Below are 23,848 nucleotides of genomic sequence, written 5' to 3'. Positions count from 1 at the left end.
ACGATCCGGCTGTGGGTCTGGCGCCTATGGTCTCCTACGTAACGCATCTCCCCTCCGTGCAAGCTGCTCGGTGACCGGCTTTTCGACCGATCCCATCCACCAGCGCTTCTGGACCGCGCTTTTGAAGTGACGGCAATATTTCATTGCAACGCCGGCCATGTTATATGATTATCGTCATATAACAACAGCGATCAACAGGAGAATTCGCCATGGCCGCCGCTTCGGATCCCGTCGTCATCCTCTCCGCAGCCCGCACGCCGCTCGGCCGCTTCATGGGCGAGCTCTCGCCACTCAGTGCCCACAAGCTCGGTTCCCATGTGATCGGATCGGCTTTGGAACGGGCCAAGCTGGCACCGGAACGGATCGACGAGGTCTTCATGGGCAACGTGCTGCCGGCCGGACAAGGCCAGGCACCGGCGCGCCAGGCCGCGCGCGGCGCCAAATTGCCGGATGCCACCGGCGCCACGACCATCAACAAGGTCTGCGGCTCCGGCATGAAGGCTACCATGATCGCTCACGACATCATCAATGCCGGCTCCGCCGAGATCGTTCTGTCTGGCGGCATGGAGAGCATGAGCAATGCGCCCTATTTGCTGGCCAAGGCGCGTGGCGGCTATCGCGCCGGCCACGACCGCATCATCGACCACATGCTGATGGACGGGTTGGAAGACGCTTACGAGACAGGACGCTCGATGGGCGATTTCGGCGAGGCCACCGCCGAAGCCTATCAATTCACCCGCAAAGACCAGGACAACTATGCGATCGAGACCTTGACCCGCGCCCGCAAGGCGGTTGAAGGCGGCGCGTTCAAGGCTGAGATTGCTCCGATCACGTTGGCCGAGAAGGCTGGGCCCCGGATCATCTCCAATGACGAACATCCGCTCAAAGTCGATCCCGCCAAAATCCCGGGGCTGAAAGCCGCGTTCCGCGCCAACGGCACCATCACGCCCGCCGCCTCATCCGCCAATGCTGACGGCGCTGCAGCGCTCATCTTGGCGAAACGCTCGCTCGCCGATCGCGACGGCCTTCCGGTGCTCGCCGAGATCAAGGGTCATGCCACCCACAGTCAGGAGCCACAATGGTTCACGACGGCGCCGATCCCCGCTATTCGCAAGCTATTGGACAAAGTCGGCTGGAGCGTTGGCGACGTCGATCTGTTCGAGATCAATGAGGCGTTTGCGGTCGTAGCGATGGCGGCGCAGAAGGATCTCGGCATCCCCAGAGAAAAGCTGAACGTAAACGGCGGCGCCTGCGCGCTAGGTCATCCCATTGGCGCCACCGGCGCGCGGCTGATCGTGACGCTGCTGCACGCGCTCGAAACGCGGAACCTAAAGCGCGGCGTCGCGTCACTCTGCATCGGCGGCGGCGAAGCTACCGCCATCGCAATCGAGCGCGTTGTCCGCTGATATCTCGGCTGGATCGACCAGACGCACTCGGCGAGCGGTGCGAGCCGCGTCAATCGCCACTTGATCTGCCCACCCCCCGACGAGGAATATCCATGGCCGATATAACGAACACCGCGTCGCGGGACATTCCTGGTTCCAGTGTCCTGCCGATCGCGATCCTTTCCGTGCTGGCCGCAATGGGAACGCTTGCGACCAATATCTTGCTGCCGTCTCTGCCGCAGATTGCGATCTCATTGAATGTCACGAGTGCGGCGGTCACGTCCGCCATCACCGTCTTTCTTGCGGTGTTCGGGTTGGGCCAGCTCCTGGTCGGACCGCTTTCGGACCGCTACGGAAGACGTCGGCCGGTTCTGATCGGATTTGCGGTGTTCTTCGCCGGCAGCGTCTGGTGCGGTCTGGCAACCGACCTGCCCAATCTCCTCATCGGCCGCGTCGTGCAGGCAACAGGTGCTTGCGCGACGTCAGTGCTGTCTCGCGCCATCGCCCGCGACATGTTCAGTGGTGCGGCACTGGCGCGCGCCATGGCGCTCATCATGATCGTGATGTCCGCAGCTCCCGGGTTCTCGCCGCTACTTGGCGGCGCTCTCGACCATAGCCTGGGCTGGCGCGCCGAATTCGCGCTGGTCGCGGCCTTTGCCGCCGTCGGCGCCGTTGCCTACGCCATCGTTCTTGGCGAAACTCACAATTCGGTCCGCACGCCGTTCAATCCAGTTGTCGTCGGCAGGACCTATGCCGGTCTGATTGGAGACCGTCGCTTCGCTACCCCCGCGGCCGCCTCGAGCCTCACGATGGGCGGCTTGTTCTCGATGTTCTCCGCTGCGCCGCGCCTATTCATCGAAGCGCTGCACTTCACGCCGATCCAGCTCGGGCTCTTCTTTGCCGGCACCGTCTTCATCGTATTCGCCGCGGGTATGCTGGCCACACGATTGGCACCACGCTACGGGCTTGATGGTCCGATTCGGGCAGGTTTGTGGGCGACTGCCGCCAGCAGCCTCGCGGTACTGCTCATCTCACTGATCAACCCGACTTTCTTGCCCTTTCTAGGCGCGATGAGCGTATATCTCCTCGGCATGGGCATTGTCAGTCCGTTGGCCACGGCGCGCGCGTTGTCTCCATTCGGCGAGAAGGCCGGCGCGGCCTCGGCGCTGCTGGGTTTCCTGCAGATGACGGTCGCCGCGATTGGGGTATGGCTTGCTGCCACAGTGTCACATGAAGCAATGTTTGCGCTGGGCGTCGTGATGAGCGCGTTTTCCCTGCTGGCTCTTGGCCTGTACGCGAGGGGCCCGGGGTCTTGATGGGCGTATGACTCCGCACGCGTTTCCGTTCAGTCACTCATCGGCTTTGCGAAGCCTGGCTTAGGCCTGTCGGCAAAACGCGGCAAGGCTTGGCCGGCCCGACAATTAAGCTTGTTTCCAGCGCAATCAGGTCCCGTGGAATTCCGGCTTGCTGCTGCCCGCTGGGCGCCTCATCTCGAACATGTTCTCGGTCCTGACCTCGAGATAATCTCCACCCCGGCCGGCGCGCAGAATGGGACGCGCAAGTGCCGTGTTGTAGACGCCGTCCTCGATCAACGTCTTGTCGATGTAGACCGCGACGACCTCGCCGAGCACGAACCACCCTTCGACCTTTTCACCACGTGCATTGGCTAACTGGGAGACATCGACGACCTTGCATTCCATGGCGGCTCTGCTCTCGCCCACCCGAGGCACAGCAACGTGGCGTCCGGGTATTGGTGTCAGTCCGGCAGCCTCGAACTCGCTGACACCATGATCGAGCGGCTTCGCCGTCACGTTCATGCGCTCGCCGAGATCCATGGTGACCAGATTCCAGACGAATTCACCGGTCTCGCTGACGTTCTTGACGGTGTCCTTCCACGAAATCGAGGAAAACCCGACGATCGGAGGATCGTACAGGAAGGCGTTGAAAAAGCTGTACGGCGCGAGGTTCAACTGACCGGCCGCATTGCGCGATGAAATCCAGCCAATCGGACGCGGCGCGATTATCGCATTGAACGGATTATGCCGGAGCCCGTGGCCTTTCGAAGGCTCGTAGTAGTGGAAGTCGACCTGATCCATTAATGCCCCCGAAGCTGCCGAAGGCCGTCGATCTGGCCCGTTGAGATTCAGCAAAGATCGGCGCATCGCATGACCATGCGTGCGCATCGCCCTCGTCAGAACGTCCGCAGTGCCCTTCCGGAAGGCTCAGGCGATCGCCCGAGCCGCGGCCCGCTGTTGCCCGGCGCCGTCGAGGAAACCAGTCAGGCGCTGCCGGATGATTTGTTCGGCGTCCGCCATGATACGGTCGATCAGTTCCTTCACCGTCGGGACGTCGCGAATGAGCCCGACGACCATGCCGCAGCTCCAGGCGCCCGCATCCATGTCGCCGTCGATCATCACCTTGGGATAGACACCCGCTACCTGGTCATGGATGTCCTCGATCTTGAGGCTCTTGCCCTTCTCGCGCTCGATCTCGAGCAGATGCTCGACGCCCTTGTTGTTAAGAACCCGCTCGGTATTGCGGAGCGCCCGCATGACGAGCCTTGTGTCGAGCTCCGTCGCCGCGACCAGCGCCTTCTTGACGTTCTCGTGCACCGGCGCTTCCTTGGTGGCGATGAAGCGCGTGCCCATGTTCATGCCCGCAGCGCCCATCGCCAGGGCGGCAACCAGGCTGCGCGCATCCGCCATGCCGCCTGAGGCAACGAACGGGATCTTCAGTTCCTCCGCGGCGCGCGGCAGCAGGATCATGTTAGGCATGTCGTCCTCGCCGGGATGCCCGCCGCATTCGAAGCCGTCGACGCTGACAGCGTCGCAACCGATCTGCTCGGCCTTCAGCGAGTGCCGAACGGACGTGCATTTGTGGATCACCTTGATGCCGCCAGCCTTCAGCGCCGGCATGTACTGCTCGGGGCTGCGCCCGGCGGTTTCGACGATCCTGACGCCGCCCTCCCTGATCGCAGCGATGTATTCCGGATAGGGCGGTGCGGTGAAGGTTGGCAGGAACGTGAGGTTCACGCCGAACGGCTTGTCCGTCATATCGCGGCAGCGCGCGATCTCCTTGGCCAAAAGCTCGGGCGTCCTCTGGGTCAGGCCGGTGATGACGCCGAGCCCGCCGGCATTCGACACCGCGGCTGCGAGTTCGGCGAAGCCGACATAGTGCATGCCGCCCTGGATGATCGGATGCTCGATGCCGAACAGTTCAGTGATCGCTGTCTTCACGACTGATCTCCCCGCGTTGCCGCTCAGTGGATGATTTCAAACAAACCGGCCGCGCCCATGCCGCCACCGATGCACATGGTCACCACGCCGTACTTTGCCTTGCGCCGACGGCCCTCGATCAGGAGGTGGCCGGTGAGCCGCGAACCGGTCATGCCGTAGGGATGACCGATCGCGATCGAGCCGCCGTTGACGTTGAGCTTGTCCGGGTCGATGCCCAGCTTGTCGCGGCAATAGATCACCTGCACCGCGTAAGCCTCGTTCAGTTCCCAGAGGTCGATGTCGCCGATCTTCAGACCATGGCGCTTGAGCAGTCGCGGGATCGCCGCGACCGGACCAACGCCCATCTCGTCCGGCTCGACGCCGGCGGCAGCGAAGCCGCGGAAGATGCCGAGCGGCTTCAGCCCTTTCCTCGCCGCAACCTTGTCGCTCATGATCACACAGGCCGAGGCACCGTCCGAAAGCTGGCTGGCATTACCCGCGCTGATGGTCTTGCCCTCGAACACCGGCTTGATCTTGGCGAGGCCCTCGGCGGTGGTTTCGGGACGTGGGCCTTCGTCCTTGGTGAGCGTCACCTGCTCGTACGAGACTTCCTTGGTGTCCTTGTTGACGAGCGCCATCCTGGTCGTGAACGGCACGATCTCGTCGTTGAAGCGGCCGGCCTGCAACGCAGCGCCGACGCGGCGCTGGCATTCGAGGCTGTATTCGTCCTGCTTGTCGCGGCCGATCTTGTAGCGCTCGGCGACGACCTCCGCCGTATCGAGCATCGACATGTACATTTCGGGCTTCATCGCCATCAGCTCGTCGTCGACGGCGTGAAACCTGTTCATGTGCTCGTTCTGCACGAGGCTGATCGACTCGATGCCGCCGCCGATCGCGACCTCGACCCCATCGAGCATCACCGATCGCGCGGCAACCGCGATGGCCTGTAGGCCGGACGCGCATTGCCGATCGATCGTGGTGCCCGCGACCGTGACGGGCAGACCGGCGCGGATCGCGCCCTTGCGAGCCACATTCATCACCATGGTGCCTTGCTGCATGGCGCAGCCCATGACCACGTCTTCCACCTCGCCCGGCGCGATGCCGGCGCGCTTCACGGCTTCCGCCATGATGTGCCCGGCCATGGTGGGGCCGTCCGTATTGTTGAGCGCGCCGCGATAGGCCTTGCCGACGGCCGTTCTTGCGGTGGAAACGATGACTGCTTCAGTGGTCATGCTGGCCTCTTCTCTTTACGCGGCCGCGTCCATCTGCGCGTAACGCAGCAGGTGGAACGCGGGATCGCCGAACTGGATGTTGATGGAGGAAATTCGCTTGAAATAGTGCCCGACGTTGAGCTCGTCGGTCATTCCCATGCCGCCGTGAAGCTGCACCGCCTGGTCGGCGACGAACCGGCCGGCATAGCCGATCTTCGACTTGGTCCCCGAGGCGAGCCGCGACAGGCCGGCATCGCCGGTGCCGAGGCTGAGGTTCAGGTGCTGCATCAGGGAGAGCGCTTCTTGATGGGCAATGAACATATCGACCATCCGATGCTGCAGCACCTGGAAGGAGCCGATGGTGGTGCCGAACTGCTTGCGGGTCTTCGAATAGTCCAGCGTCGCCGCGTTCAGCTCACCCATAGCGCCGACGGCTTCCGCGCAGAGCGCGCCGATGGCGCCGTCGCGACAGGATTCGAGCGCTGCAACGCCCTCGCCTTCTGCGCCCAGCAATTGCCCGCGTACATCGCGCAGGCTGACCTCGGCGGCCCGGCGGCCGTCGATGGTCTTGAAGCCCTGGAGGTCGAAGCCGGTGGCGCGCCGATCGACCACGAACAGACTCACGCCGCCGCGGTCACGATCATCGCCGGAGGTCCGCGCCGAGACGATCAGATAGTCCGCCCAGGGCGCGGCGATCACGATGGTTTTCGCGCCAGTCAGGGCGTAGTCGTTGCCCTCGCGCCGCGCTCTCGTCGCGACATTGGCCAGATCGAAGCGCGATGCTTTTTCCGTCCAGGCCAGGGTCCAGATTTTCGAGCCGTCAATGATTTCAGGGATGAAGCTCTGCTGCTGCTCCGGCGTCCCCAAATGCTCGATCAATCCGCCGGCCAGCACCACCGTCTCGACGAAGGGCTCGACCACGAGGTGACGACCGAACTCATGCATGACGATCATGGTCGACAGCGGACCGCCGCCGAGACCGCCGGCGCCCTCGGAGAACGGCGCAGCGAGCAGACCGAGCTCGGCGAACGCGTCCCAGTGCTTCCGGCTAAAGCCTTCCTCGCTCGCCACGATCTTGCGCCGTGCCTCGAAATCGTACTGGTCGCGTAGCAGACGCTGGACGCTGGATCGCAGCAATTCCTGCTCTTCCGTGAACTGAATATCCATCCGACCCTCCCGATCCGCCGCGGCTAGAGCCCGAGCACGGCCTTGGCGATGATGTTGCGCTGGATCTCGTTGGATCCGCCGTAGATGCTGAGCTTGCGCGCGTTCAGGTATTTCTCCGACGCGGTATGGCCGTAATCGGGGCCGGGCATGAAGCGGTTGGCGCTGACCGGATGCTCGCGGATGGCAAGACCGTAATTGCCGATCGCGCGATGGGTGAGCTCGGTGATGTCCTGAAATATCTCGGTGCCGCGGATCTTGAACAGCGAGGCCGCCGGACCAGGGTCTATGCCGCGCGCCATCTGGGCGACGACGCGCAGCTCCGTCGCCTCCAGCGCAAGCACATCGAGCTCGATGCGGGCAATGTCCCGCAGAAATTCGAGATGCGCGGGATCCTCAGTCGGGATCTCGGCCTTCACGATCTGCTTCAACCTGCCGATATAGCGGGTGGACCGCCCAATGCCGGCCATGCTGGTGCGCTCGTTGCCGAGCAGGAACTTGGCGTAGGTCCAGCCCTTGTTCTCCTCGCCGACCAGGTTCTCGACCGGCACATGGACGTTTTCGAGGAAGACGTCGTTGACCTCGTGGCTGCCGTCGATCGTGATGATCGGCCGCACGGTGACGCCGGGCGACTTCATGTCGATCAGCAGGAAGGAGATGCCGGATTGCGGCTTCGCGCTCGGATCGGTGCGCACGAGGCAGAAGATCCAGTCGGCATGCTGCGCCAGCGTGGTCCAGGTCTTGTGACCGTTGACGATGTAGTGGTCGCCGTCGCGCACGGCCTTGGTTCGCACCGACGCGAGGTCGGAGCCGGAGCCCGGTTCGGAATAGCCCTGGCACCACCAGTCCTCGCCGGAGAGGATCCGCGGCAGGAATCTTTTCTTCTGCGCCTCGTTGCCGAACGTGTAGATCACGGGACCCACCATGGTGACGCTGAAGGCGAGCGGCGGAAGAGTTCCAGCGCGGGACGTCTCCTGCTCGAAGATGAAGCGCTGCGTGATCGACCAGCCCGGGCCGCCGTACTCCTTCGGCCACAACGGCGCGATCCAGCCCTTCTTGTAGAGAATGCGATGCCAGAGCAGCGACTGCTCCTTGGTCAGATCGGTCTCGGGGTTGGGAACGCGCATTTCCGCGGGATAATTCGCCGCGATGAAGGCACGCACCTCATCGCGGAAAGCGGCATCCTCGGCCGACAGCGCGAGTTCCATCGCGATGATCTCCCTACCACTTCTCGCCGAAGGGACGGATTTCCAGCTCGAAGGTCCATGCGCTCTTCGGCTGCTGGTAGAGCTGCCAATAGGAGGCGGCGACGGACGACGGCGGCATCAACAGATCGGGATCGTCGAGCGCGTTCGGACCGAGCGCCTCGATCCGGCGCTGCCGCACCCATTCCGTATCGACGCCGGAATCGATGATGAGATGGGCGACGTGGATGTTCTTCGGCCCGAGTTCGCGTGCCATCGCCTGCGCCACCGCACGCAGCCCGAACTTCGCACTGGCAAAGGCGGCATAGCCGCTGCCGCCGCGGAGCGAGGCGGTCGCGCCGGTGAAGAAGATGTTGCCGGCACCGCGCGGCAGCATCAGCCGGGCCGCCTCGCGCCCTGCGAGGAAGCCGGAATAGCAGGCCATTTCCCAGACCTTGCGGAAGACCCGTTCGGTCGTATCCAGAATCGGGAAGTTGACGTTGGCCCCAATGTTGAAGATGCAGACTTCGAGCGGAGCGTGCTTGTCGGCATCGCCGAGGAAGGAGATGATTTCCTCTTCCTTTCGCGCATCCAGCGAACGGGCGTGAATCTCGCCGCCGGCCGCCTCGATCTCCTTGACCAGCGGCGCCAACTTGTCGCCGTTGCGCCGGCCGGCGAAGACCGTAAAGCCTTCCGAGGCGAACTTCTTGGCGATCTCGGCTCCGATATAGTCGCCGGCGCCGATCACGGCCACGGTTGCGTTTCTCTTCTGCACGGATGTCCTCCCGATGAAGTTAGATCTGTTGCCGTCGGAATTTGGGCGTATGCACCGGCGGGATTGCGCCACTTTCGCGCAAGGACTCCGCGAGCTTGTGCTTGAGTATCTTGCCGGTCGAGGTCGCCGGCAAGGCATCAAGTATGACGATTTCGGACGGCCGCTTGTAAGACGTAAGCTGGGGTCGGATGAAACTCATCAACATCTCGGGCGTCGTGCGAGATCCCGGCAACAATTTCACAAAGGCGACGATCTCTTCGTTGCCGTCCGCGACACGACCGACCACGGCGGATTGCACCACGTCCTTGTGTGAACTGAGGACCGCTTCGACCTCCGCGGGATAGACGTTGAAACCGGAACGAATGATCATTTCCTTGGTGCGCCCGACGATGTACAGACAATCGCCGTCGAAACGCGCCAGATCGCCCGTATTGAACCAGCCCTCGCTGTCAATCACCCTCGCGGTGAGCTCGGGGGCACGGTAGTACCCCAGCATCACGTTGCGCCCGCGGACGTGCAGCTCGCCGACCTGACCCGATACCGTCGGAAACCCCTCGATTGTTCGCACCCGCGCCTCCACACCCGGCAGCAGCGTGCCAACAGCCTGGTCCGAGCGCGGCCTATCGAAACGCACGCCTGAGATTCCCGGCGAGCATTCGGTGATCCCGTAGCCGTTGAGCAACGGAAGACCGAACTCCTTTTCAACACGCGACTTCAGGTTCAAGTCCAGTGGCGCACCGGCGACGGCAATCAAGCGCAACGAACCTCGGGCGAGTTGGTCCAAGCCCGATACGGTCTTGTACTCCAACAGACGCTGATAGGTGGCGGGCACGCCATTGAGGATGGTGATTCCCTCCTCCGCGATCGCCTCTGCGGCTGCCGCCGGATCGTATTTGCTGACCATCCGAACCGTGCCACCGACCATCAGCGTCATGATCAAGAGCGAGATGCCGACGATATGCGAGATCGGCAACACAAGATAGATTTTGTCGTCCTCATTCATCCTGCGGAAATGCGCGGTGGTCCTTGCGCTGATCAGCAGGTTATCGTGCGACAGCATAACGCCCTTAGGAGCCCCGGTCGTGCCCGACGTGTAGATCAAAACCGCAACCTGCTTTGCTCGATCGGCCTGCACCGGCTCGACCATTGCGCTTTCGTTGAGCGGACCGACACCAAGTTCCGCCAGCGTACCAATCCGCCGGGTCTCGGCGCCATAGCGCGAGGCGTGGGCGGCAGCCTCCTTCGAGATACCCGACGTGAAAAACAACCGGCGAGCGCCGCTATGGTCGCGGATCTGGTCCAGTTCGCGCGCCGACAAGCGCGGGTTGGCGGCAACGGCCCATGCGTCGAGCCGGCTCGCCGCCAGCAGCAAGACGGCAAGCGCAATACAGTTTTCGCTGACGATGATCATACGATCGCCGGGTCTGATCCCCAGCGACGAGAGCACCGTCGCGATCTCGCCAACGCGCTGCTCCAGATCGCGATAGCTCCAGGACGCTCCGTCTTCGACCAGCGCGGTCCGGTTTGGCGCCTCGGCAGCCGGTCCTGCCGTGACGTCATGGATGCGGCTCGGCAAGCCGGCAGCAATCTCGTCGAGACTGATCGCCTCTGAAAGCTCCACCACGACGAACCTCCCGATCGAAACATGCCGACCTTTGCGACGCGGCACATTACAACAACATATCGTTCTTTTTTAGAACTCGTCAATCGATAATTCGTCGCCGGTCTTTCCCGGAGTCCCGAATGACGATCATGACGGCATTCATTGCCGGCCGCCATCGCTTGACGCCGCCATTTACAACCCCTCATCTGACCGCTACGATCAAGTACCAAATAAGAACTTATATGGGAGGAGCGGGAAATGGCAGCGAGCCGGGGTGTAGCGATACTTGTGGGCGCAGGCGATGCCATCGGCGCGGCGGTCGCCCGGCGTTTTGCCGAGGGCGGCTATACGGTTTGCATCTGCAGGCGCGATGCGTCCAAATCGCAGGGGCTTGTCGCCGAGTTGAGGGCTCAGGGACATGACATTCACGCGTTCAGCGTCGATGCTCGCCAGGAAGCCGAGGTCCAAGGCATATTCGCACGGGTCGAGAAAGAGCTCGGGCCTGTCGAGGTCTGCCTCTACAATGCCGGCTCAAACGTCAACAAGCCCCTGCTCGACACGACGGAAAAGCTGTTCTTCAAGGCCTGGGAACTCGCCTGTTATGGCGGCTTCCTGGTGGGGCGTGAGGCCGCTCGCGTGATGTTGCCGCGTGGACGCGGCACCATCTTCTTTACAGGTGCGACGGCAAGTGTGCGTGGCGGCGCGGGGTTTGCTGCATTTTCATCGGCGAAGTTCGGACTTCGAGCGGTGGCTCAAGCGATGGCGCGCGAGCTTGGACCGAAGAATATTCACGTCGTGCATCTCCTCATCGACGCTGGCGTGGATAGCGAGGCGATTCACGCGCGCATGAAGGCAGCGAAGGGCATCGAGGCAAGCGATATTCCGCCGGACAGCCTGACCAAAACGTCTTCAATTGCCGAGGCCTATTGGTTCACCCATCAACAGAGCAGGGATGGCTGGACCCACGAACTCGATCTCCGCCCGTCCGTGGAGAAATGGTAACATGAACGCGACACCAAACCTGACCCTGTGGGGCGTCGGAACAAGTCGCACCATTCGTCCGCATTGGGCCATGCACGAACTGGGCCTGACCTACAACACGAAACCCATTGGGCCACGCACGGGCGAAACCAAGACAGCAGAATACTCGAAGCTCAATCCGCGCCAGAAGATTCCGCTGCTTCAGGACGGCGACTTCTGCATCGGCGAGAGCGCGGCAATCGTTGCCTACCTGTCGCGAATGTATTCCACCGCGGAACGAACGCTGATTCCGGAAGCTGCCCGCGAGTATGCGGCATGGCTGGAATGGTGCTTCTTTATCGTCGCGGAGCTGGATTCCACCAGCCTTTACGTGATGCGCCGTCATCGGGCGGACGCGCTCGGACCGATCTACGGCATCGCGCCCGAGGTCGTTGCGAAAGCCGGCGAGTATTTCCGCCAACAGTTACGCCATGTCGAAGTCGCGCTCGCAGATGGCCGGCAATTCCTGATGGGCGACCGGTTTACCAGCGCAGACATCCTGCTCACGACCTGCCTGGAGTGGGCCATCGCCTATGGCGTCGGCATTTGCGACAACGCTCAGCCCTATCTCGAACGCATCAGGAAACGGGACGCCTTTCAGCGCGCCGTTGCGGCGAATGTTCCGATGGCACCGATTACGCCGGCGACGGGGACGGTCTAGAATTGGTGCGAACGGGCCTAGCCCCGCCCTTCAGACGGCGACCCGCACGCTACGCTCCGCAACCATCTTGTCGATGGCATGGTCGTCGTAACCCAGCTCGCGCAACACCTCACGGGAGTGTTCGCCCACCCTGGGAGCGGGCCCACCGATCGCGGCCTCGTTCAGGGCAAAGCGGGCTGCGGGCTTCGGTTGCCGCACCCGCCCGACTTTCGGTTGATCGAACTCCGCGATGATATCGCGGGCGACCACCTGTTCGTTGTGGATGATCTCGCCCCGCCGCAGGATCGGTGAGCAAGGGACATCGGCCGCGTCAAGGCGCTCCAGCCATTCAGCAGTGGTGTGCCGGCTGATATATTCCGCCATCTTGTTGATGCGTGCCGTGGCGTTGACGGAACGCGCCGCCGGCGTCGAGAAGCGGGGATCCTTGGCAAGCTCCGGATCGCCGGACGCCCGGCAAAAACCCTGCCATTCGGAATCCGAAATGGTACCGGCGGTGATGTAGCCGTCGCTGGTCTTGAACACGAGATCGGGACGATCATTGGGATCGGCAGCAGCGGCCTCGGCACCCACCACCGTGTATTGCATCATGCCTTCGGGCCACAAATACGAGATCATCGCATCCAGCATGGCGACCTGGATGTGATCACCCTGCCCTGTCTTCTCGCGAGCGTAGAGCGCCGCCGCTACGGCCTGGGCGGTGAATACGGCGGTGGTCTTGTCGCAGACGATAGTCCGGATCATCTGCGGACGGTTCGTGACCGGCTGCGACTGGATATCGGCAAAGCCCGAGAGGCCCTGAATGATCGGATCGTAAACGCGCTTCTTCACATAGGGTCCGCTGTCGCCAACACCGCTGATCGATACATAGATCAGGCGCGGATGACGCTGGCGCAACTCCTCGACGCCGAGACCGAGACGCTCCATGGTTCCGGGCCGGAAATTCTGCACCAGCACATCCGCCTGCGCTACCAATTTGGCGAGAACCTCACGGCCCGCAGCGCTCTTGACGTCGACCGACAACGAACGCTTGCCGCGGTTTGACGAAATGAAAAGTGCAGAGAACTCGCCATCCTTGTCGATCGTTGCACGGCTACGGCGGGTAATATCGCCGCCGATCGGCTCGATTTTCAGGACGTCCGCGCCCTGATCCGCCAGGAACATGGTCGCGAAAGGACCCGACACCACGCCTGTCAAATCGAGGACACGAACGCCGTTGAGCGGGCCGGGCATGACATTCTCCCTAATTGGTTTCGTTGTAAGGCCGACTTAACTTTCGTCCTGCAGGCGCGCGGACGTCTGCCCGGCTCTGCAAGGCTCCAGGTTCTGGCCTTAGGCCGTCTTCGAAACTGGCTGGCCGATCTGCTCGACGATCGACTCCTCCACATCGCGGAGCTGGTCCTTGCCGAAGAACATTTCCTTTCCAACAAAGAAAGTTGGTGAGCCGAATGCGCCGCGGTTGACGGCGTCGGTGGTGCGATCGATCAACCCCTTCTTGACGTCGTCCTGCTGCGCACGCGCAAGCAACCGATCGATATCGACGCCTGAGGAGATGAACGCTGCCCGGAAGGTTTCGAGATCATCCATCTTCTTTGGCTCCTCCCACATGTGGTGGTAGGCCGCGCGGAAATAGGGTTCGAACACGCCTTCGAACTGGGCCGCGACGGCGCCGCGCATCAACATCAGCGTATTGACGGGAAAAAATGGATTGGGCCGGAACTTCGCTGCATTGTGGCGGCGTATGAAGCGCTGAGTCTCGAGTTCCTGGTACTCCGGCTTGTTCTTGATGCCGCGAAGAGACTCGAACGGGGACATGTTGCCCGTCGCCTTGAAAATGCCGCCGAGCAGCACCGGGACATATTCGAACTTCACGCCGGTGCGCCGCTCGATTCCCGGGAGCGCCAGCTCCGCGAGGTAAGCGTTCGGACTGCCGAAATCGAACAGGAATTCAACTTTCAGGGACATGTCAGCTCCTCCCGCAGAGCGCAATGATGGGCAGGCTTCGTGATCTTCTAGGCCGGTCGCTGCCTGTTACCCACCCTTACAGTTCTAAAAATGAACTGTCAAATGGACCATCGCCGTGGCCAGATCGCGCGTCGGCGGGGGTATTGTCTCAACTTTAGTACCTATCTAGAATGGAGCGGCGCTTGGCGTTTCCCCTGATTCAGGCGGAACGGGAGTCGGTCGACCGGAGAGCACGAATGAAATGGGACGAACTTGAGGAAGAGCCATGTTCGATGGCCCGCACCATTGGCGTGATCGGGGACCGGTGGACTCTTCTGATTCTCCGCGAATGCTTTCTGCGCACGCGCCGCTTCGAGGGTTTTCAGTCGGCGCTTGGAATCACCCGCCATTTGCTTGCCGAACGGCTCAAAAAGCTAGTTCGGCAGGGCGTTCTGCGCCGCATTCCCTATCAGGAGTCGCCCAAACGCCACGAGTACATCCTGACGCAAAAGGGCCTCGACCTCTATCCGATCATGATGGCGCTCGTACACTGGGGTGACACCCACATGGTTGACGAACGCGGACGTCCCCTGCTGCACGAGCACCGCAAGTGCGGCAAGACGTTCGATCCCGTGATGGTGTGCTCCGAATGCGGAGAGCCACTTTTGGCCAAGGAAGTTCATGTCCATCCTGGTCCAGGCGCGCGCCCCGCTCCAGAGCGAGTTTTGCTCGACAAGAAAGCAAAGCCAAAGCCCCGCAGGAAAGCGGCATAACGAGGCCAAGCCAGTCCACGTCACTGTTGGCGGTAATCCGGGCTCGCTGCGGACACCTGGCCCGCATCTTGCTCGATTGTCACGTCGACGTTGTCGGACTTCTTCTACTCGGTTCCACACCGCCTGATCCGAGAGCAGGCCTTTCTGTACGATCGTACGCGCGGCGATGCTTCGTCAGAAATGACTGCTTAATCGCGGTACTCTGCCCGGGATAAGATCAACTCATCGTCTCGGCTACAGGTGGAGCTAGGTCCAACTTCACTTCACCGCTTTTCACGCTGTGATGAGGGTGGGACGTTCGGCGCTGCCGCTGTCTCGCTACACAAGGCGCAAACGCCTTCAGAAAGGGAGCCTTGCGTATTTTTTCGACGTGCCAACGTGGGCACGTAAAAAGGGTTGTCCAGTCAAGAACGAACCGCTCGGCGCCGATTACGAGTTGGCCGTGCAGCGCGCCGAGAAGATCTTGCTGCCTGCGTTCGACAGCTGACTGACGGGTGGCGATGATGCGAGTCCCGTGGGCATTGGAGTGGTGATCGGAACGCTGGATTGGATGTTTCACGAGTATCGTCGAACGTGGAAACAGAAGACGGCAAAGCGTTTGCAGCCTTTGAGCCCCGGTCAATGTCGCGTGCATGAGACGGGCATCAAGATGATCTGCGAATATTTGTTGAAGGACGGAAGGCGCCTTGGCACGCTACGCGTTTCGAGCATCGATACGGCGTTTGCGGACGATCTGTTCGAGAAACTGCTCTACAAGAGTGTCGACGGCGAGAAGGTCGAACGCCGCACGACCGTGAACCACGCGATGACGACCGCGCGCGGCGCATGGAATACGATTTCACGGGCACACCCTCACCTGTTTGCGCCGAAGAACCCATTTGAGAAGATGGGCCTGCAATCCACCTCGCGCGAAACACCGCATGCCAACTTCGAAGAGTTAGCGGCATTCCGCGCGACAGCGATCGAATTGGGGTATCCGTCTTTGGCAACGGGTGTCCTGATCGGGTGGGAATGGCTGCAGCGCAAGGCTCATATCTTCATCCGGTTCATGGCAGAGCACTACCGGTCGGAAAGTCGCCCGAACCATGTCTATGTCATCAACTACAAGACGAGCACGGGCTCGTGGGAGCCGCTCTTCGATAAGAAGGGTTTAGCCGCTCTATCCTCTGCTAATCGCCGAGCTAGACGCCATGAAAGCATTGCGGCCGACGGGCGGCCTGATGCTGCGACGAGATGGAAGCAGTCTGCCCTGGAGCGGCAAGGGCGAAATGCTGACTCAAGTCGAGCGCATTTCGAAGAAGATCAGCCGCGGGCTTGCGTGCCGAGCTGACCTTCACGTCATTTGGCCGGCATGGCGGGACCACCGAGGCGAGCGCGTCAGGCCTCACAGAAACGCAGCTGATGAAGAAGGGCCAATGGTCATCGACCAAAGCGATGGCGCACCATCTTCATCATGACGACGAGGCCAAGCAGGACGCACAAATGAAGCGCATCAAGCGGCGCAAGCACGCGGCCAGAAAGTGAACATTTGTCGGAATGGATTCAGCCGTCTTGTCGGAATGGAAATGAACAAGTCCGATAAGTGATTGAAATCATTGGAGCGGGTGAAGGGAATCGAACCCTCGTATTCAGCTTGGAAGGCTTGTGAAAAAGACAAAATTCGCAAGAGAAATCAAATAGCCGGCGCGACCGTGTGCCAATGGTGTGCCGCCGCGCGCTTAGGAACTCACAACCGCAATTCTTGGCTCGACGATTTTTTTGGCGCCGTCTGCTTTTCATCGGCGATTGCCGCGTCGATGGCTTCGATCGCCTTCTGTATTTGGATCAGCTTCTCCGTGGCGTCCTCCGTTTTTCCGCGCTCATAGGAGCCAGCTAGAATCGATACCAATCTGCGTCGCGTGCTCACCATTTCGAGACGAGCTTTTTCAAGCTCTTTGATCGGGTCGCTCATGTAAACAGCCCCTTAGCAATCGCGTCCATGGCCTTCGCATGGTCATCGCTCGGGAACATGTGCCCGTAGGTGTCCATGGTCATCTGCAGCGTAGCATGGCCAACGAACGTTTGGACAGTTTTCGGTTGCAATCCCGCTTCGATCCAGCACGAGACGGCGAAATGACGGAGAGCGTGCCATTTGAAGCGCTTCGGCGCCGGCGGATGCCGACTAGGGTCCGACTTGTGCAGTGCGGCCAGTTTGTCGAACAGCGGATAGAACCGGTCCTTTAGCATGTGGCCGTGGCGGACATAATTGCCGCTCTTGTTCGGAAATACGAGATCGTCCGCCTTCGACCACTTCGACCGCATTTTCCACTTTCGCAGGTGGTGAAGAACGTCCGCCCCGATTGGCACGGTGCGCAAGCCGGCTTCCGATTTCGGTAAATCTTCCTCGTTATAGGCATCGACTCGCGTCTCGACCGAAACTTCCGACCTGTCGAAATCAATGTGCTTCCAGCGGAGCGCGTGCTGCTCGCCTGCCCGCAGGCCGCTCGCCGCGGCGAAAATGATCTCGACAGCAAAGTCCTGATCGGCCGCGGCGATGACTTGGCGAACAGCCTCTTTGCTCGGTGGTGTGACCTTCTTCGACCCCTCCCCGCGTTTGCCGATGACCCGGACGCCCCTGGCGGCATTGACCGCCACGATGTTTTTTCGAACGGCAAACTCGCAGATTGCGTGCAGCGTTCCGAGAATTTTGCGCGTCATCGGAACGCTGACGCCAGCGCTGCGCAACCGATCGCGGAAGTCGTCAACCACTGGCGGCGTTAAATGAGCGAACTTCACGCCGGCCACCCCTTCCGTGAAGGGGGTCGACTTTCGCACACCTTGGCGCCGGGCTGGATCCGGGCAGATGTAGTTCCAGACCCGCCCTTCGACCATGGCCAAGTGCCGGCGAGAAAAGCGCTCCCCGCGCTCCGAGCGACCTTTGACGTGATCGAGGTACTGCTCGGCGCCCTCTTTGACCGTCACCTTGTCTGCGTCGGGCCGGAACGTGCCGGCCCGAATTTGTCCCTCAACCTCGATACGGAAGGCGTCCGCCTTGCCTTTCGTTCGAAATTGCTTCCGCTGGCGATCACCGTTCTGGTCGGTGTAATCGACCGCCCAAGCCTCGCGCAGCTTGTCGCCCTCTTTCCACCCCGCCGGCTTCCACGTGCGCTTGCGGATACTAGCCATACATCACCCCCAGATCGGCGGCCGTGCGGTAGTCGGCCGCCAAGCGCGCGCCCGGGGTCGCAAGGTGCCACTCGATGTCATCCGTGGAATAGCCGAGCGCGCTCAAGTCGACGCGCAGTTCCAAATCAGCGCAGGGATCGTCCGCATAGGCCGCCACCGCAGCCTCGTACGCCCGGCGCTCGGGCGCGAACTCGTTGTAGGCTTGGCGACTATGAAAGATTGCCCCCGGAAGCCGGTAGTCGGTGACGCGGCCCGCCTTGGTCTCAAACACGAAATGCACGTTCATTGTGGTACTTCCCCTGCCCGATCCGGAATGGATCGGAACAGATAGTACACTTGACACGGATGGAGTCAAGTCAGTTGACACAGATCATGTCACATGGTAGTTCTCAAAATATGCACCAGTACCCCGAATTCGCAATCAGACCGCCCGAGACGATCGAGGCCAAGTTTGAAAAGGCCATTCAAGGCCCCCTGTGGGATCATAACCAGGTGTGGGCATTATCGATGCTCCGTTTTTGCACCGATGAAGAATGCGCCGCGCTTAGCGGCGTACCCGAACGATCGCTCCGCCTCTTGCAAACTGCCGGCGTTCTTTATGCGACCAAAGCGCCGCGCGCCGGCGGCAGCTTCAAGCGTGTTTGGCACCTTCCCGAAGCGGCCGTAGCGGCAGCATTGGAATGTCTTAAGCGGGCGACAAACGTTGATTACGCGACGATTGCCGAGATTTCGCGAGACGCCTCCGACACGCTTCGCAAGCTTTTCGTGAATTTTACTGAGATGTCGGAAGACGATATCCGCGAAGAATTTGGTGCGATGCTTATCCTTTCGGAGGGCAATGCTTTTCACGTCCAAATCAACAAAGCGGTCATGGGAATAGATCCGGCTCTCCGAGACCTTTGGGTCGGGAACGTCATCCCTGTATCTGCAAACCAAAATGGCACGTGGAAGGCTATCAGTCGCAAAAATATTGACCAGCGAGAGCGGTTCTCAAGCGAGTTCGAGACTGCCCGATTCCATTCTGTCGTCAACCTGAAGAACGTTTTCACGCAATTCGAGCGGGACGCCCGCAAGATGCGCACCTAGGGAAACCAAAAATGACTGATCCAAACAGCGGGCCTTCGCCCGCCACGGCGGAGCTTTGCCTGTCAGATGACATGCTGCGCGGTGCCGATGCGATCGCCGAGTTTCTGTTCGGCGACCCTAAGCAACGCCGCAAGGTTTACCACGTGGTCGAGACCGGCAAGCTCCCGACGTTTCGCCTCGGCGCGATCCTCTGCGCCCGGAAATCCAAATTGCTTGCCTGGATCGAACAACAAGAGCGACGGAGCGTGGGTGCAAAATGACCACGATCGTTTCTGCCAAGCGCGGTCAATATCTCTGGCTGCCTGCCCCCGGCAACACTTCCTTCGTCGTGGTCGACGTCATTGCTTGGGAAATTGGTGAAATCGGGGTGAGCGACCGGCCGACTCCGATCACCGCGGGCGGGCGCGTCGATCCGATGACGACTCCCTGCGTGCTCGCATCCGGCGCCGGCTGGCTCGCGCTTCGCGAGAACGTGACGCTGCGCAGCTCCGCCGAGGCGGTGGCCTATCTCAGTCAGGATGTGGCGTGACTGCAATTTTAGACGAAGCGTTCTACAGTTCGATCGGAGCAGCGATATTTCCGGTTCAACCGGGCAGCAAGCTCCCATTCCCTGGCTTCGAGTGGAAATCTGCCGCCAGCACGGACCTGTTGCAGTGGCGCAAGTGGGCGGCTGAATTCCCCGGCTGCAATTGGGCACTCTACGCACGTGGCTCCGGACTCGTCATTGTTGATGTCGATGTGAAGAACGTGGGCGAAGGCCAGGCATGGCAGGCATGGCAGGACATTCGCCGGCAGTGCAACATCGCCGACGGCGAACCGAACGTCAAAACCCCAACCGGCGGTTGGCACATCTATCTCCGCGTCGAGGACGGAACGCAGATCAGCCAGGCGCCTCTTGTGCGCGGCGTGATCGACATCCGACACGAGGGTTACACAATCGTCCCGCCCTCGGTCGTCGATGGAAAGCCTTATCTGCGCTACCCGTCCACGACCATCCATGCCGCCACGGCCGCCCTGCTCGAACGCGTCTCCCGAAGCAGCGATCCAGCCGCCGTGCCCGCGCCTTCCGTGTTCGCGCTTGAGGACATTCGGAACAGGTTGGGCTTCCTTTTGAAGACCGGCTATTTCGATGACGAACCTACGTGGACAGCGTCGGTATGGGCAATTAAGCGAGCTTTCGGCGATGCCGGCTATCCGCTCGCGCAGCTCATCAGTTACCGTGACGAGCAAAATCGATTGCCTTCCGTGTGGGCTCGGGAAGGCGACAAAGGCAGCCGGCCGACGACGTGCGCGACCTTGATCAAGGACAGCAACGAGGCGGGCTTTCGCGAGCACCAACGCGACAGCATGTTTGGGAACGTGCCCATCACATTGGCGGTCGCTCCGCCGGACAAGCTGATTCAATCGAGCGCCGAATTCATCGCTAATTTCGTGGCGCCGTCCTATCTTCTCGATGGCATCCTGCAGAAGCATTTCTGCTACGCCCTTACCGCTGCAACCGGCGCCGGCAAGACCGCAATTGCCCTCCGCCTCGCCGTTCACGTCGCTCTCGGGCGCAAACTCGGCGAACGGGACGTCGAACGCGGTCGCGTGCTGTTCGTTGCGGCAGAGAACTACGTCGACGTGCAGGCCCGCTTCATCGCCTCGGCTCAACATTGCGGCTTCGATCTCGGCAGCATCGACGTCTACTTCATCGCCGGCAAGACCAAGCTGTCCGAGATCGCCGATCAGGTTACAGCCGAGGCGCGGGCGCTTGGTGATTTGGCCCTGGTCATCGTCGACACCAGCGCCGCCACCTTTGAGGGTGCCGACGAAAATTCGAACGTCGATGCACTCACTCACGCGAAGCGGATCCGCAGCCTGACCGAACTGCAGGGTAATCCGACCGTGCTCCTGCTCTGCCATCCGGTAAAATCCGCGACCAACGACAACCTCGTGCCCCGCGGTGGCGGCGCGCTCCTGGCCGAAATCGACGGCAACCTGTGCGCCCGAAAGGGGGATAGTTCGATCGAAGTCCACTGGTCCGGCAAGTTCCGAGGAATGGATTTCACGCCGATGGCGTTCCGGCTGGATACCGTCGTCGCCGATCGTCTCAAAGACGCACGTGGGCGGAATATGCCCACGGTCCTCGCTACGCCCATAGACGATGCTGCGAGGCAGGTTCTGGCCGCGACCGAACGGAGCGATCAAGACCGTGTGTTGCGAGCGATCTCCGACGCCCCGGGCAAATCGTATGCCGACATCGCAAAGCAGCTCGGTTGGACGATGAGCGGCGGACAACCCTACGCGGTGAAGGTGCGGCGGGCTGCGGAGCGCTTGGCCGGCGATGCGTTGCTGATCAAAGAGCGCGGAAATTGGGTGCTCACGTCGCGAGGCGAGCGCGAACTGAACAAGCTTGATCAACGGAAATTTGAGGTCGGAAGGCAGAACAACGTTGTTTCGCCGATGCCGCCTTTGCCCGTGAGGAACGCGTGATGGCGATCGCAGAACAGCGGCTGTTTCGTTCTGTTTCGAAAAGCGCAAAAGCCCTTGTAAAACAAGCAGAACACCTGTTTCGAAACGTGTTTCGTGCCAATTGGCGGCGGGGGCGTTTACGCCCTCCGCATTGGGCGAAACAGAACACCATTTCTCTAGGGGTGTTTCAGTGTTTCGTCGGCTGCACGAGAACGTCTGCGCACTGGAAAATTCACCAGTGGCAGCGGCTTTTCCCGGCCATTTTTGCACGTAATCAGCTTCCTAGGCTGATCGCGTCCCAATTCTCTCGCAGCATCAATAGCTTATTTGCCATGTGCCGCACGTGTCACGTCGGCCAATTCAACATCAATGTGCAGTGAACCGAGTTTGAAAATGCCAGCCGATAAAGCGCCGATCGAAAATGACAATGCGGCCGATGCCAAGGTGAAGTTGCGCAGCCTTGCCGACTTGGACGGTCGCACGCTCGCCGCTAGGACGGCTAAGGCGCTCATTGCCGAACTGGCGAGCGATATGGGCGGCGTCGACCGGCTGTCCGCCGCCGAGCGCGCGCTGATCCACCGTGCAGCCCTTGCCGGCGCTATGGCGGACGACATGGAGGCAACATGGCTGTCCGGTCGCCCGATAGACGTCGCCGCCTACACCACGCTCGTGAACGCGCAGCGGCGCCTCCTAGCGACCGTCGGCCTGAAGCGCCAGCCTCATGACGTGACGCCGGACCTTGACGACTACGTGGCCCGGAAGACGTCCAGCGCGTTCCCGCCACCGCCGCCCCCGGGCAAAGCGCCATGAATATCCTACAGGCGATGAGCGATCCGGCGTTGTTCGGTCCCTGGTTCCGCAAGCCCGAGACCTGGCGAACTTGGCGCGTGTTCTTGGCGGTGCTGTTCGGACTCCTGCTCAGCCCGGATCAGGTCGAAGTGCATCGCCAATGCACCGGCCGCCCTTACCCGCCGCCACCTGGCCAGCCCGTAACTGAAGCGTGGCTGATCTGCGGCCGCCGCGCCGGCAAGTCGTTCGTGCTCGCGCTCATCGCCGTGTTCCTGGCGTGCTTCAGGGATTACCGCGAATATTTACAGCCGGGCGAGCGTGGAACGGTGGTCGTGATCGCGGCGGACAAGAAGCAGGCCCGCACCATCATGCGCTACATCCGCGGCATGCTCACCCGGATCCCGATGTTGAAACGCCGGATCGAGCGCGAGACTGCGGAATCGTTCGATCTGACCAAATCGGTGAGCATCGAAGTCGGCACAGCCTCATTCCGGGCCGCACGCGGACAAACCCTGATCGCCGCGCTCTGTGACGAACTCGCCTTTTGGCACACCGACGACAGCGCGAACCCGGATTACGAAATTCTGGACGCCATCCGGCCCGGCATGGCGACGATACCGAACGCCATGCTGCTCTGTGCCTCGTCGCCCTACGCGAAACGCGGCGCGCTGCACGACGCCCACCAGCGCTACTTTGGCAAATACGGCGACGTGCTGGTTTGGAAAGCCCCCACCCGCACGATGAACCCCAGCGTTAAGCAGAGCCTGGTCGATCGTGCCATCGAGCGCGACCCGGCCGCCGCGGCGTCGGAGTGGTTGGCCGAATTCCGGAACGACATCGCCGCGTTCGTGCCGTGTGAAGTGGTTCAGGCTTGTGTTATTGCCGGCGAGCGCGAACGGGCTTGGGATCCGAAATACCGCTATGTGGCGTTCGTCGACCCGTCCGGCGGTTCGTCGGACTCCATGACCCTCGGCATTGGTCATCGTGAGGGAAACATGACGGTCGTGGATGTCATTCGCGAAATCCCGGCGCCGTTCGATCCCGAGAGCGCAACTGAAGAATTCGTCGGTGTGCTCAAAAGCTACAATATCGCGAGCGTGACCGGCGACCGGTACGCCGGCCAATGGTGTCAGCAGGCATTTGCAAAGCGCGGCATTAATTACCTACCCTGCGAAACCCCGAAGTCCGGACTCTATGTCGACCTGTTGCCGAAGCTCAACAGCAAGACCATTCGAATTCCGGACAACCCGCGACTCGTGAATCAACTTGCCGCGCTCGAACGCCGGACGGCCCGAGGTGGTAAGGACTCGATTGACCATCCGCCCGGCGGTCACGACGACATTGCCAATTCTGTCGCCGGCGTAGCGCATTGCGCCGTCAACCGCCACACGGTCACGGTAAACCCGTTGGGGGTCTAAGGAC

At 61.4% G+C, this 23,848-nt stretch carries 26 protein-coding genes; 14 read left to right on the top strand and 12 right to left on the bottom strand.

The window, feature by feature from the left end; all coding sequences use genetic code 11:
- The first annotated feature begins 209 nt into the window (after positions 1-209).
- Together EDE08_RS24545 and EDE08_RS24540 are read left to right on the top strand one after the other, a co-directional pair.
- The gene (locus EDE08_RS24545; protein ID WP_131871067.1) at positions 210-1,406 is read left to right on the top strand and encodes an acetyl-CoA C-acyltransferase; all 1,197 of its coding nucleotides are present in this window, start codon (positions 210-212) and stop codon (positions 1,404-1,406) included.
- A 92-nt stretch (positions 1,407-1,498) separates the two neighbouring features.
- Positions 1,499-2,701 carry a multidrug effflux MFS transporter gene (locus EDE08_RS24540; protein WP_245524878.1) on the top strand — a complete coding sequence of 401 codons (1,203 nt, stop codon included), beginning with the start codon at positions 1,499-1,501 and terminating at the stop codon, positions 2,699-2,701.
- Positions 2,702-2,827: 126 nt separating this feature from the next.
- Here EDE08_RS24540 and EDE08_RS24535 read toward each other — a convergent pair whose 3' ends face one another.
- From EDE08_RS24535 to EDE08_RS24505, 7 genes are all read right to left on the bottom strand, one after another.
- Positions 2,828-3,481, bottom strand: coding sequence for a flavin reductase family protein (locus EDE08_RS24535; RefSeq protein ID WP_131871369.1), 654 nt, complete (start codon positions 3,479-3,481; stop codon positions 2,828-2,830).
- A gap of 126 nt (positions 3,482-3,607) precedes the next feature.
- Positions 3,608-4,621, bottom strand: coding sequence for an NAD(P)H-dependent flavin oxidoreductase (locus tag EDE08_RS24530; RefSeq protein WP_131871068.1), 1,014 nt, complete (start codon positions 4,619-4,621; stop codon positions 3,608-3,610).
- 23 nt (positions 4,622-4,644) lie between these two features.
- A complete protein-coding gene (locus EDE08_RS24525; RefSeq protein WP_131871069.1) occupies positions 4,645-5,832 on the bottom strand; it encodes an acetyl-CoA C-acyltransferase in 1,188 nt (395 codons plus the stop codon).
- A 15-nt stretch (positions 5,833-5,847) separates the two neighbouring features.
- Positions 5,848-6,978 carry an acyl-CoA dehydrogenase family protein gene (locus tag EDE08_RS24520; protein WP_131871070.1) on the bottom strand — a complete coding sequence of 377 codons (1,131 nt, stop codon included), beginning with the start codon at positions 6,976-6,978 and terminating at the stop codon, positions 5,848-5,850.
- A 23-nt stretch (positions 6,979-7,001) separates the two neighbouring features.
- Entirely contained in the window at positions 7,002-8,183 is a 1,182-nt protein-coding gene (locus EDE08_RS24515; protein WP_131871071.1) for an acyl-CoA dehydrogenase family protein, read from the bottom strand.
- A gap of 13 nt (positions 8,184-8,196) precedes the next feature.
- Positions 8,197-8,934 (bottom strand): SDR family oxidoreductase, encoded by a 738-nt coding sequence (locus EDE08_RS24510; RefSeq protein WP_131871072.1) that lies wholly within the window; start codon positions 8,932-8,934, stop codon positions 8,197-8,199.
- Positions 8,935-8,953: 19 nt separating this feature from the next.
- Positions 8,954-10,558, bottom strand: coding sequence for a class I adenylate-forming enzyme family protein (locus EDE08_RS24505; protein WP_131871073.1), 1,605 nt, complete (start codon positions 10,556-10,558; stop codon positions 8,954-8,956).
- Between the two features lie 237 nt (positions 10,559-10,795).
- Between EDE08_RS24505 and EDE08_RS24500 the strand changes: the two genes are divergently transcribed.
- Positions 10,796-11,539 carry an SDR family NAD(P)-dependent oxidoreductase gene (locus EDE08_RS24500; protein WP_131871074.1) on the top strand — a complete coding sequence of 248 codons (744 nt, stop codon included), beginning with the start codon at positions 10,796-10,798 and terminating at the stop codon, positions 11,537-11,539.
- 1 nt (position 11,540) lies between these two features.
- Positions 11,541-12,218 (top strand): glutathione S-transferase family protein, encoded by a 678-nt coding sequence (locus EDE08_RS24495; protein WP_131871075.1) that lies wholly within the window; start codon positions 11,541-11,543, stop codon positions 12,216-12,218.
- A gap of 30 nt (positions 12,219-12,248) precedes the next feature.
- Here the strand turns inward: EDE08_RS24495 and EDE08_RS24490 are convergent, their stop codons facing one another.
- On the bottom strand, positions 12,249-13,448 hold the full coding sequence (locus EDE08_RS24490) for a CaiB/BaiF CoA transferase family protein (RefSeq protein ID WP_131871076.1): 1,200 nt from the start codon (positions 13,446-13,448) through the stop codon (positions 12,249-12,251).
- A 99-nt stretch (positions 13,449-13,547) separates the two neighbouring features.
- Entirely contained in the window at positions 13,548-14,180 is a 633-nt protein-coding gene (locus EDE08_RS24485; protein ID WP_131871077.1) for a 2-hydroxychromene-2-carboxylate isomerase, read from the bottom strand.
- A gap of 236 nt (positions 14,181-14,416) precedes the next feature.
- Here EDE08_RS24485 and EDE08_RS24480 point away from each other — a divergent pair, with 236 nt between their 5' ends.
- From EDE08_RS24480 to EDE08_RS39155, 3 genes are all read left to right on the top strand, one after another.
- The gene (locus EDE08_RS24480; protein WP_074447923.1) at positions 14,417-14,932 is read left to right on the top strand and encodes a winged helix-turn-helix transcriptional regulator; all 516 of its coding nucleotides are present in this window, start codon (positions 14,417-14,419) and stop codon (positions 14,930-14,932) included.
- A 514-nt stretch (positions 14,933-15,446) separates the two neighbouring features.
- Complete coding sequence (locus EDE08_RS24475) at positions 15,447-16,262, top strand: hypothetical protein (protein ID WP_245524877.1); 816 nt, start codon at positions 15,447-15,449, stop codon at positions 16,260-16,262.
- The gene (locus tag EDE08_RS39155) at positions 16,247-16,456 is read left to right on the top strand and encodes a hypothetical protein (RefSeq protein WP_245524876.1); all 210 of its coding nucleotides are present in this window, start codon (positions 16,247-16,249) and stop codon (positions 16,454-16,456) included. Before EDE08_RS24475 ends, EDE08_RS39155 begins: the two co-directional genes overlap by 16 nt.
- A 202-nt stretch (positions 16,457-16,658) precedes the next feature.
- Here EDE08_RS39155 and EDE08_RS24470 read toward each other — a convergent pair whose 3' ends face one another.
- Genes EDE08_RS24470 through EDE08_RS24460 form a run of 3 tightly spaced genes read right to left on the bottom strand, consistent with a single transcriptional unit; the run spans position 16,659 to position 18,383 of the window.
- Positions 16,659-16,883, bottom strand: coding sequence for a hypothetical protein (locus EDE08_RS24470; RefSeq protein WP_131871078.1), 225 nt, complete (start codon positions 16,881-16,883; stop codon positions 16,659-16,661).
- Positions 16,880-18,097 (bottom strand): tyrosine-type recombinase/integrase, encoded by a 1,218-nt coding sequence (locus EDE08_RS24465; protein ID WP_131871079.1) that lies wholly within the window; start codon positions 18,095-18,097, stop codon positions 16,880-16,882. Before EDE08_RS24465 ends, EDE08_RS24470 begins: the two co-directional genes overlap by 4 nt.
- On the bottom strand, positions 18,090-18,383 hold the full coding sequence (locus EDE08_RS24460) for a hypothetical protein (protein WP_131871080.1): 294 nt from the start codon (positions 18,381-18,383) through the stop codon (positions 18,090-18,092). The genes EDE08_RS24465 and EDE08_RS24460 overlap by 8 nt, the downstream gene beginning before the upstream one ends.
- Positions 18,384-18,457: 74 nt before the next feature.
- On the opposite strand from EDE08_RS24460, the gene EDE08_RS24455 reads away from it, so the two are divergent.
- The 7 genes from EDE08_RS24455 to EDE08_RS24425 are packed head-to-tail and all read left to right on the top strand — an operon-like array spanning position 18,458 to position 23,844.
- Entirely contained in the window at positions 18,458-19,183 is a 726-nt protein-coding gene (locus tag EDE08_RS24455; protein ID WP_131871081.1) for a hypothetical protein, read from the top strand.
- A gap of 11 nt (positions 19,184-19,194) precedes the next feature.
- The gene (locus tag EDE08_RS24450; RefSeq protein WP_131871082.1) at positions 19,195-19,443 is read left to right on the top strand and encodes a hypothetical protein; all 249 of its coding nucleotides are present in this window, start codon (positions 19,195-19,197) and stop codon (positions 19,441-19,443) included.
- Entirely contained in the window at positions 19,440-19,712 is a 273-nt protein-coding gene (locus EDE08_RS24445; RefSeq protein WP_131871083.1) for a hypothetical protein, read from the top strand. Before EDE08_RS24450 ends, EDE08_RS24445 begins: the two co-directional genes overlap by 4 nt.
- Positions 19,709-21,658, top strand: a complete 1,950-nt coding sequence (locus EDE08_RS24440; RefSeq protein ID WP_131871084.1) for an AAA family ATPase — start codon at positions 19,709-19,711, stop codon at positions 21,656-21,658. The genes EDE08_RS24445 and EDE08_RS24440 overlap by 4 nt, the downstream gene beginning before the upstream one ends.
- A complete protein-coding gene (locus tag EDE08_RS24435; RefSeq protein ID WP_131871085.1) occupies positions 21,658-22,017 on the top strand; it encodes a hypothetical protein in 360 nt (119 codons plus the stop codon). Before EDE08_RS24440 ends, EDE08_RS24435 begins: the two co-directional genes overlap by 1 nt.
- A 13-nt stretch (positions 22,018-22,030) precedes the next feature.
- Complete coding sequence (locus EDE08_RS24430) at positions 22,031-22,447, top strand: hypothetical protein (RefSeq protein ID WP_131871086.1); 417 nt, start codon at positions 22,031-22,033, stop codon at positions 22,445-22,447.
- A complete protein-coding gene (locus EDE08_RS24425) occupies positions 22,444-23,844 on the top strand; it encodes a terminase large subunit domain-containing protein (RefSeq protein ID WP_131871087.1) in 1,401 nt (466 codons plus the stop codon). Before EDE08_RS24430 ends, EDE08_RS24425 begins: the two co-directional genes overlap by 4 nt.
- Positions 23,845-23,848 lie beyond the last annotated feature (4 nt).

The sequence above is a fragment of the Bradyrhizobium sp. R2.2-H genome (assembly GCF_004346455.1).
In the GTDB taxonomy this organism is placed as follows: domain Bacteria; phylum Pseudomonadota; class Alphaproteobacteria; order Rhizobiales; family Xanthobacteraceae; genus Bradyrhizobium; species Bradyrhizobium diversitatis.
This window is presented reverse-complemented; position numbering and strand designations above follow the sequence as displayed.

Bases quoted from the DNA above. Each gene is read 5' to 3' on its own strand.
- EDE08_RS24545 (WP_131871067.1), top strand. From the start codon at position 210: ATGGCCGCCGCTTCGGATCCCGTCGTCATCCTCTCCGCAGCCCGCACG.
- EDE08_RS24540 (WP_245524878.1), top strand. From the start codon at position 1,499: ATGGCCGATATAACGAACACCGCGTCGCGGGACATTCCTGGTTCCAGT.
- EDE08_RS24535 (WP_131871369.1), bottom strand. From the start codon at position 3,481: ATGGATCAGGTCGACTTCCACTACTACGAGCCTTCGAAAGGCCACGGG.
- EDE08_RS24525 (WP_131871069.1), bottom strand. From the start codon at position 5,832: ATGACCACTGAAGCAGTCATCGTTTCCACCGCAAGAACGGCCGTCGGC.
- EDE08_RS24520 (WP_131871070.1), bottom strand. From the start codon at position 6,978: ATGGATATTCAGTTCACGGAAGAGCAGGAATTGCTGCGATCCAGCGTC.
- EDE08_RS24515 (WP_131871071.1), bottom strand. From the start codon at position 8,183: ATGGAACTCGCGCTGTCGGCCGAGGATGCCGCTTTCCGCGATGAGGTG.
- EDE08_RS24500 (WP_131871074.1), top strand. From the start codon at position 10,796: ATGGCAGCGAGCCGGGGTGTAGCGATACTTGTGGGCGCAGGCGATGCC.
- EDE08_RS24495 (WP_131871075.1), top strand. From the start codon at position 11,541: ATGAACGCGACACCAAACCTGACCCTGTGGGGCGTCGGAACAAGTCGC.
- EDE08_RS24490 (WP_131871076.1), bottom strand. From the start codon at position 13,448: ATGCCCGGCCCGCTCAACGGCGTTCGTGTCCTCGATTTGACAGGCGTG.
- EDE08_RS24485 (WP_131871077.1), bottom strand. From the start codon at position 14,180: ATGTCCCTGAAAGTTGAATTCCTGTTCGATTTCGGCAGTCCGAACGCT.
- EDE08_RS24480 (WP_074447923.1), top strand. From the start codon at position 14,417: ATGAAATGGGACGAACTTGAGGAAGAGCCATGTTCGATGGCCCGCACC.
- EDE08_RS24470 (WP_131871078.1), bottom strand. From the start codon at position 16,883: ATGAGCGACCCGATCAAAGAGCTTGAAAAAGCTCGTCTCGAAATGGTG.
- EDE08_RS24465 (WP_131871079.1), bottom strand. From the start codon at position 18,097: ATGGCTAGTATCCGCAAGCGCACGTGGAAGCCGGCGGGGTGGAAAGAG.
- EDE08_RS24460 (WP_131871080.1), bottom strand. From the start codon at position 18,383: ATGAACGTGCATTTCGTGTTTGAGACCAAGGCGGGCCGCGTCACCGAC.
- EDE08_RS24450 (WP_131871082.1), top strand. From the start codon at position 19,195: ATGACTGATCCAAACAGCGGGCCTTCGCCCGCCACGGCGGAGCTTTGC.
- EDE08_RS24445 (WP_131871083.1), top strand. From the start codon at position 19,440: ATGACCACGATCGTTTCTGCCAAGCGCGGTCAATATCTCTGGCTGCCT.
- EDE08_RS24435 (WP_131871085.1), top strand. From the start codon at position 21,658: ATGGCGATCGCAGAACAGCGGCTGTTTCGTTCTGTTTCGAAAAGCGCA.
- EDE08_RS24430 (WP_131871086.1), top strand. From the start codon at position 22,031: ATGCCAGCCGATAAAGCGCCGATCGAAAATGACAATGCGGCCGATGCC.
- EDE08_RS24425 (WP_131871087.1), top strand. From the start codon at position 22,444: ATGAATATCCTACAGGCGATGAGCGATCCGGCGTTGTTCGGTCCCTGG.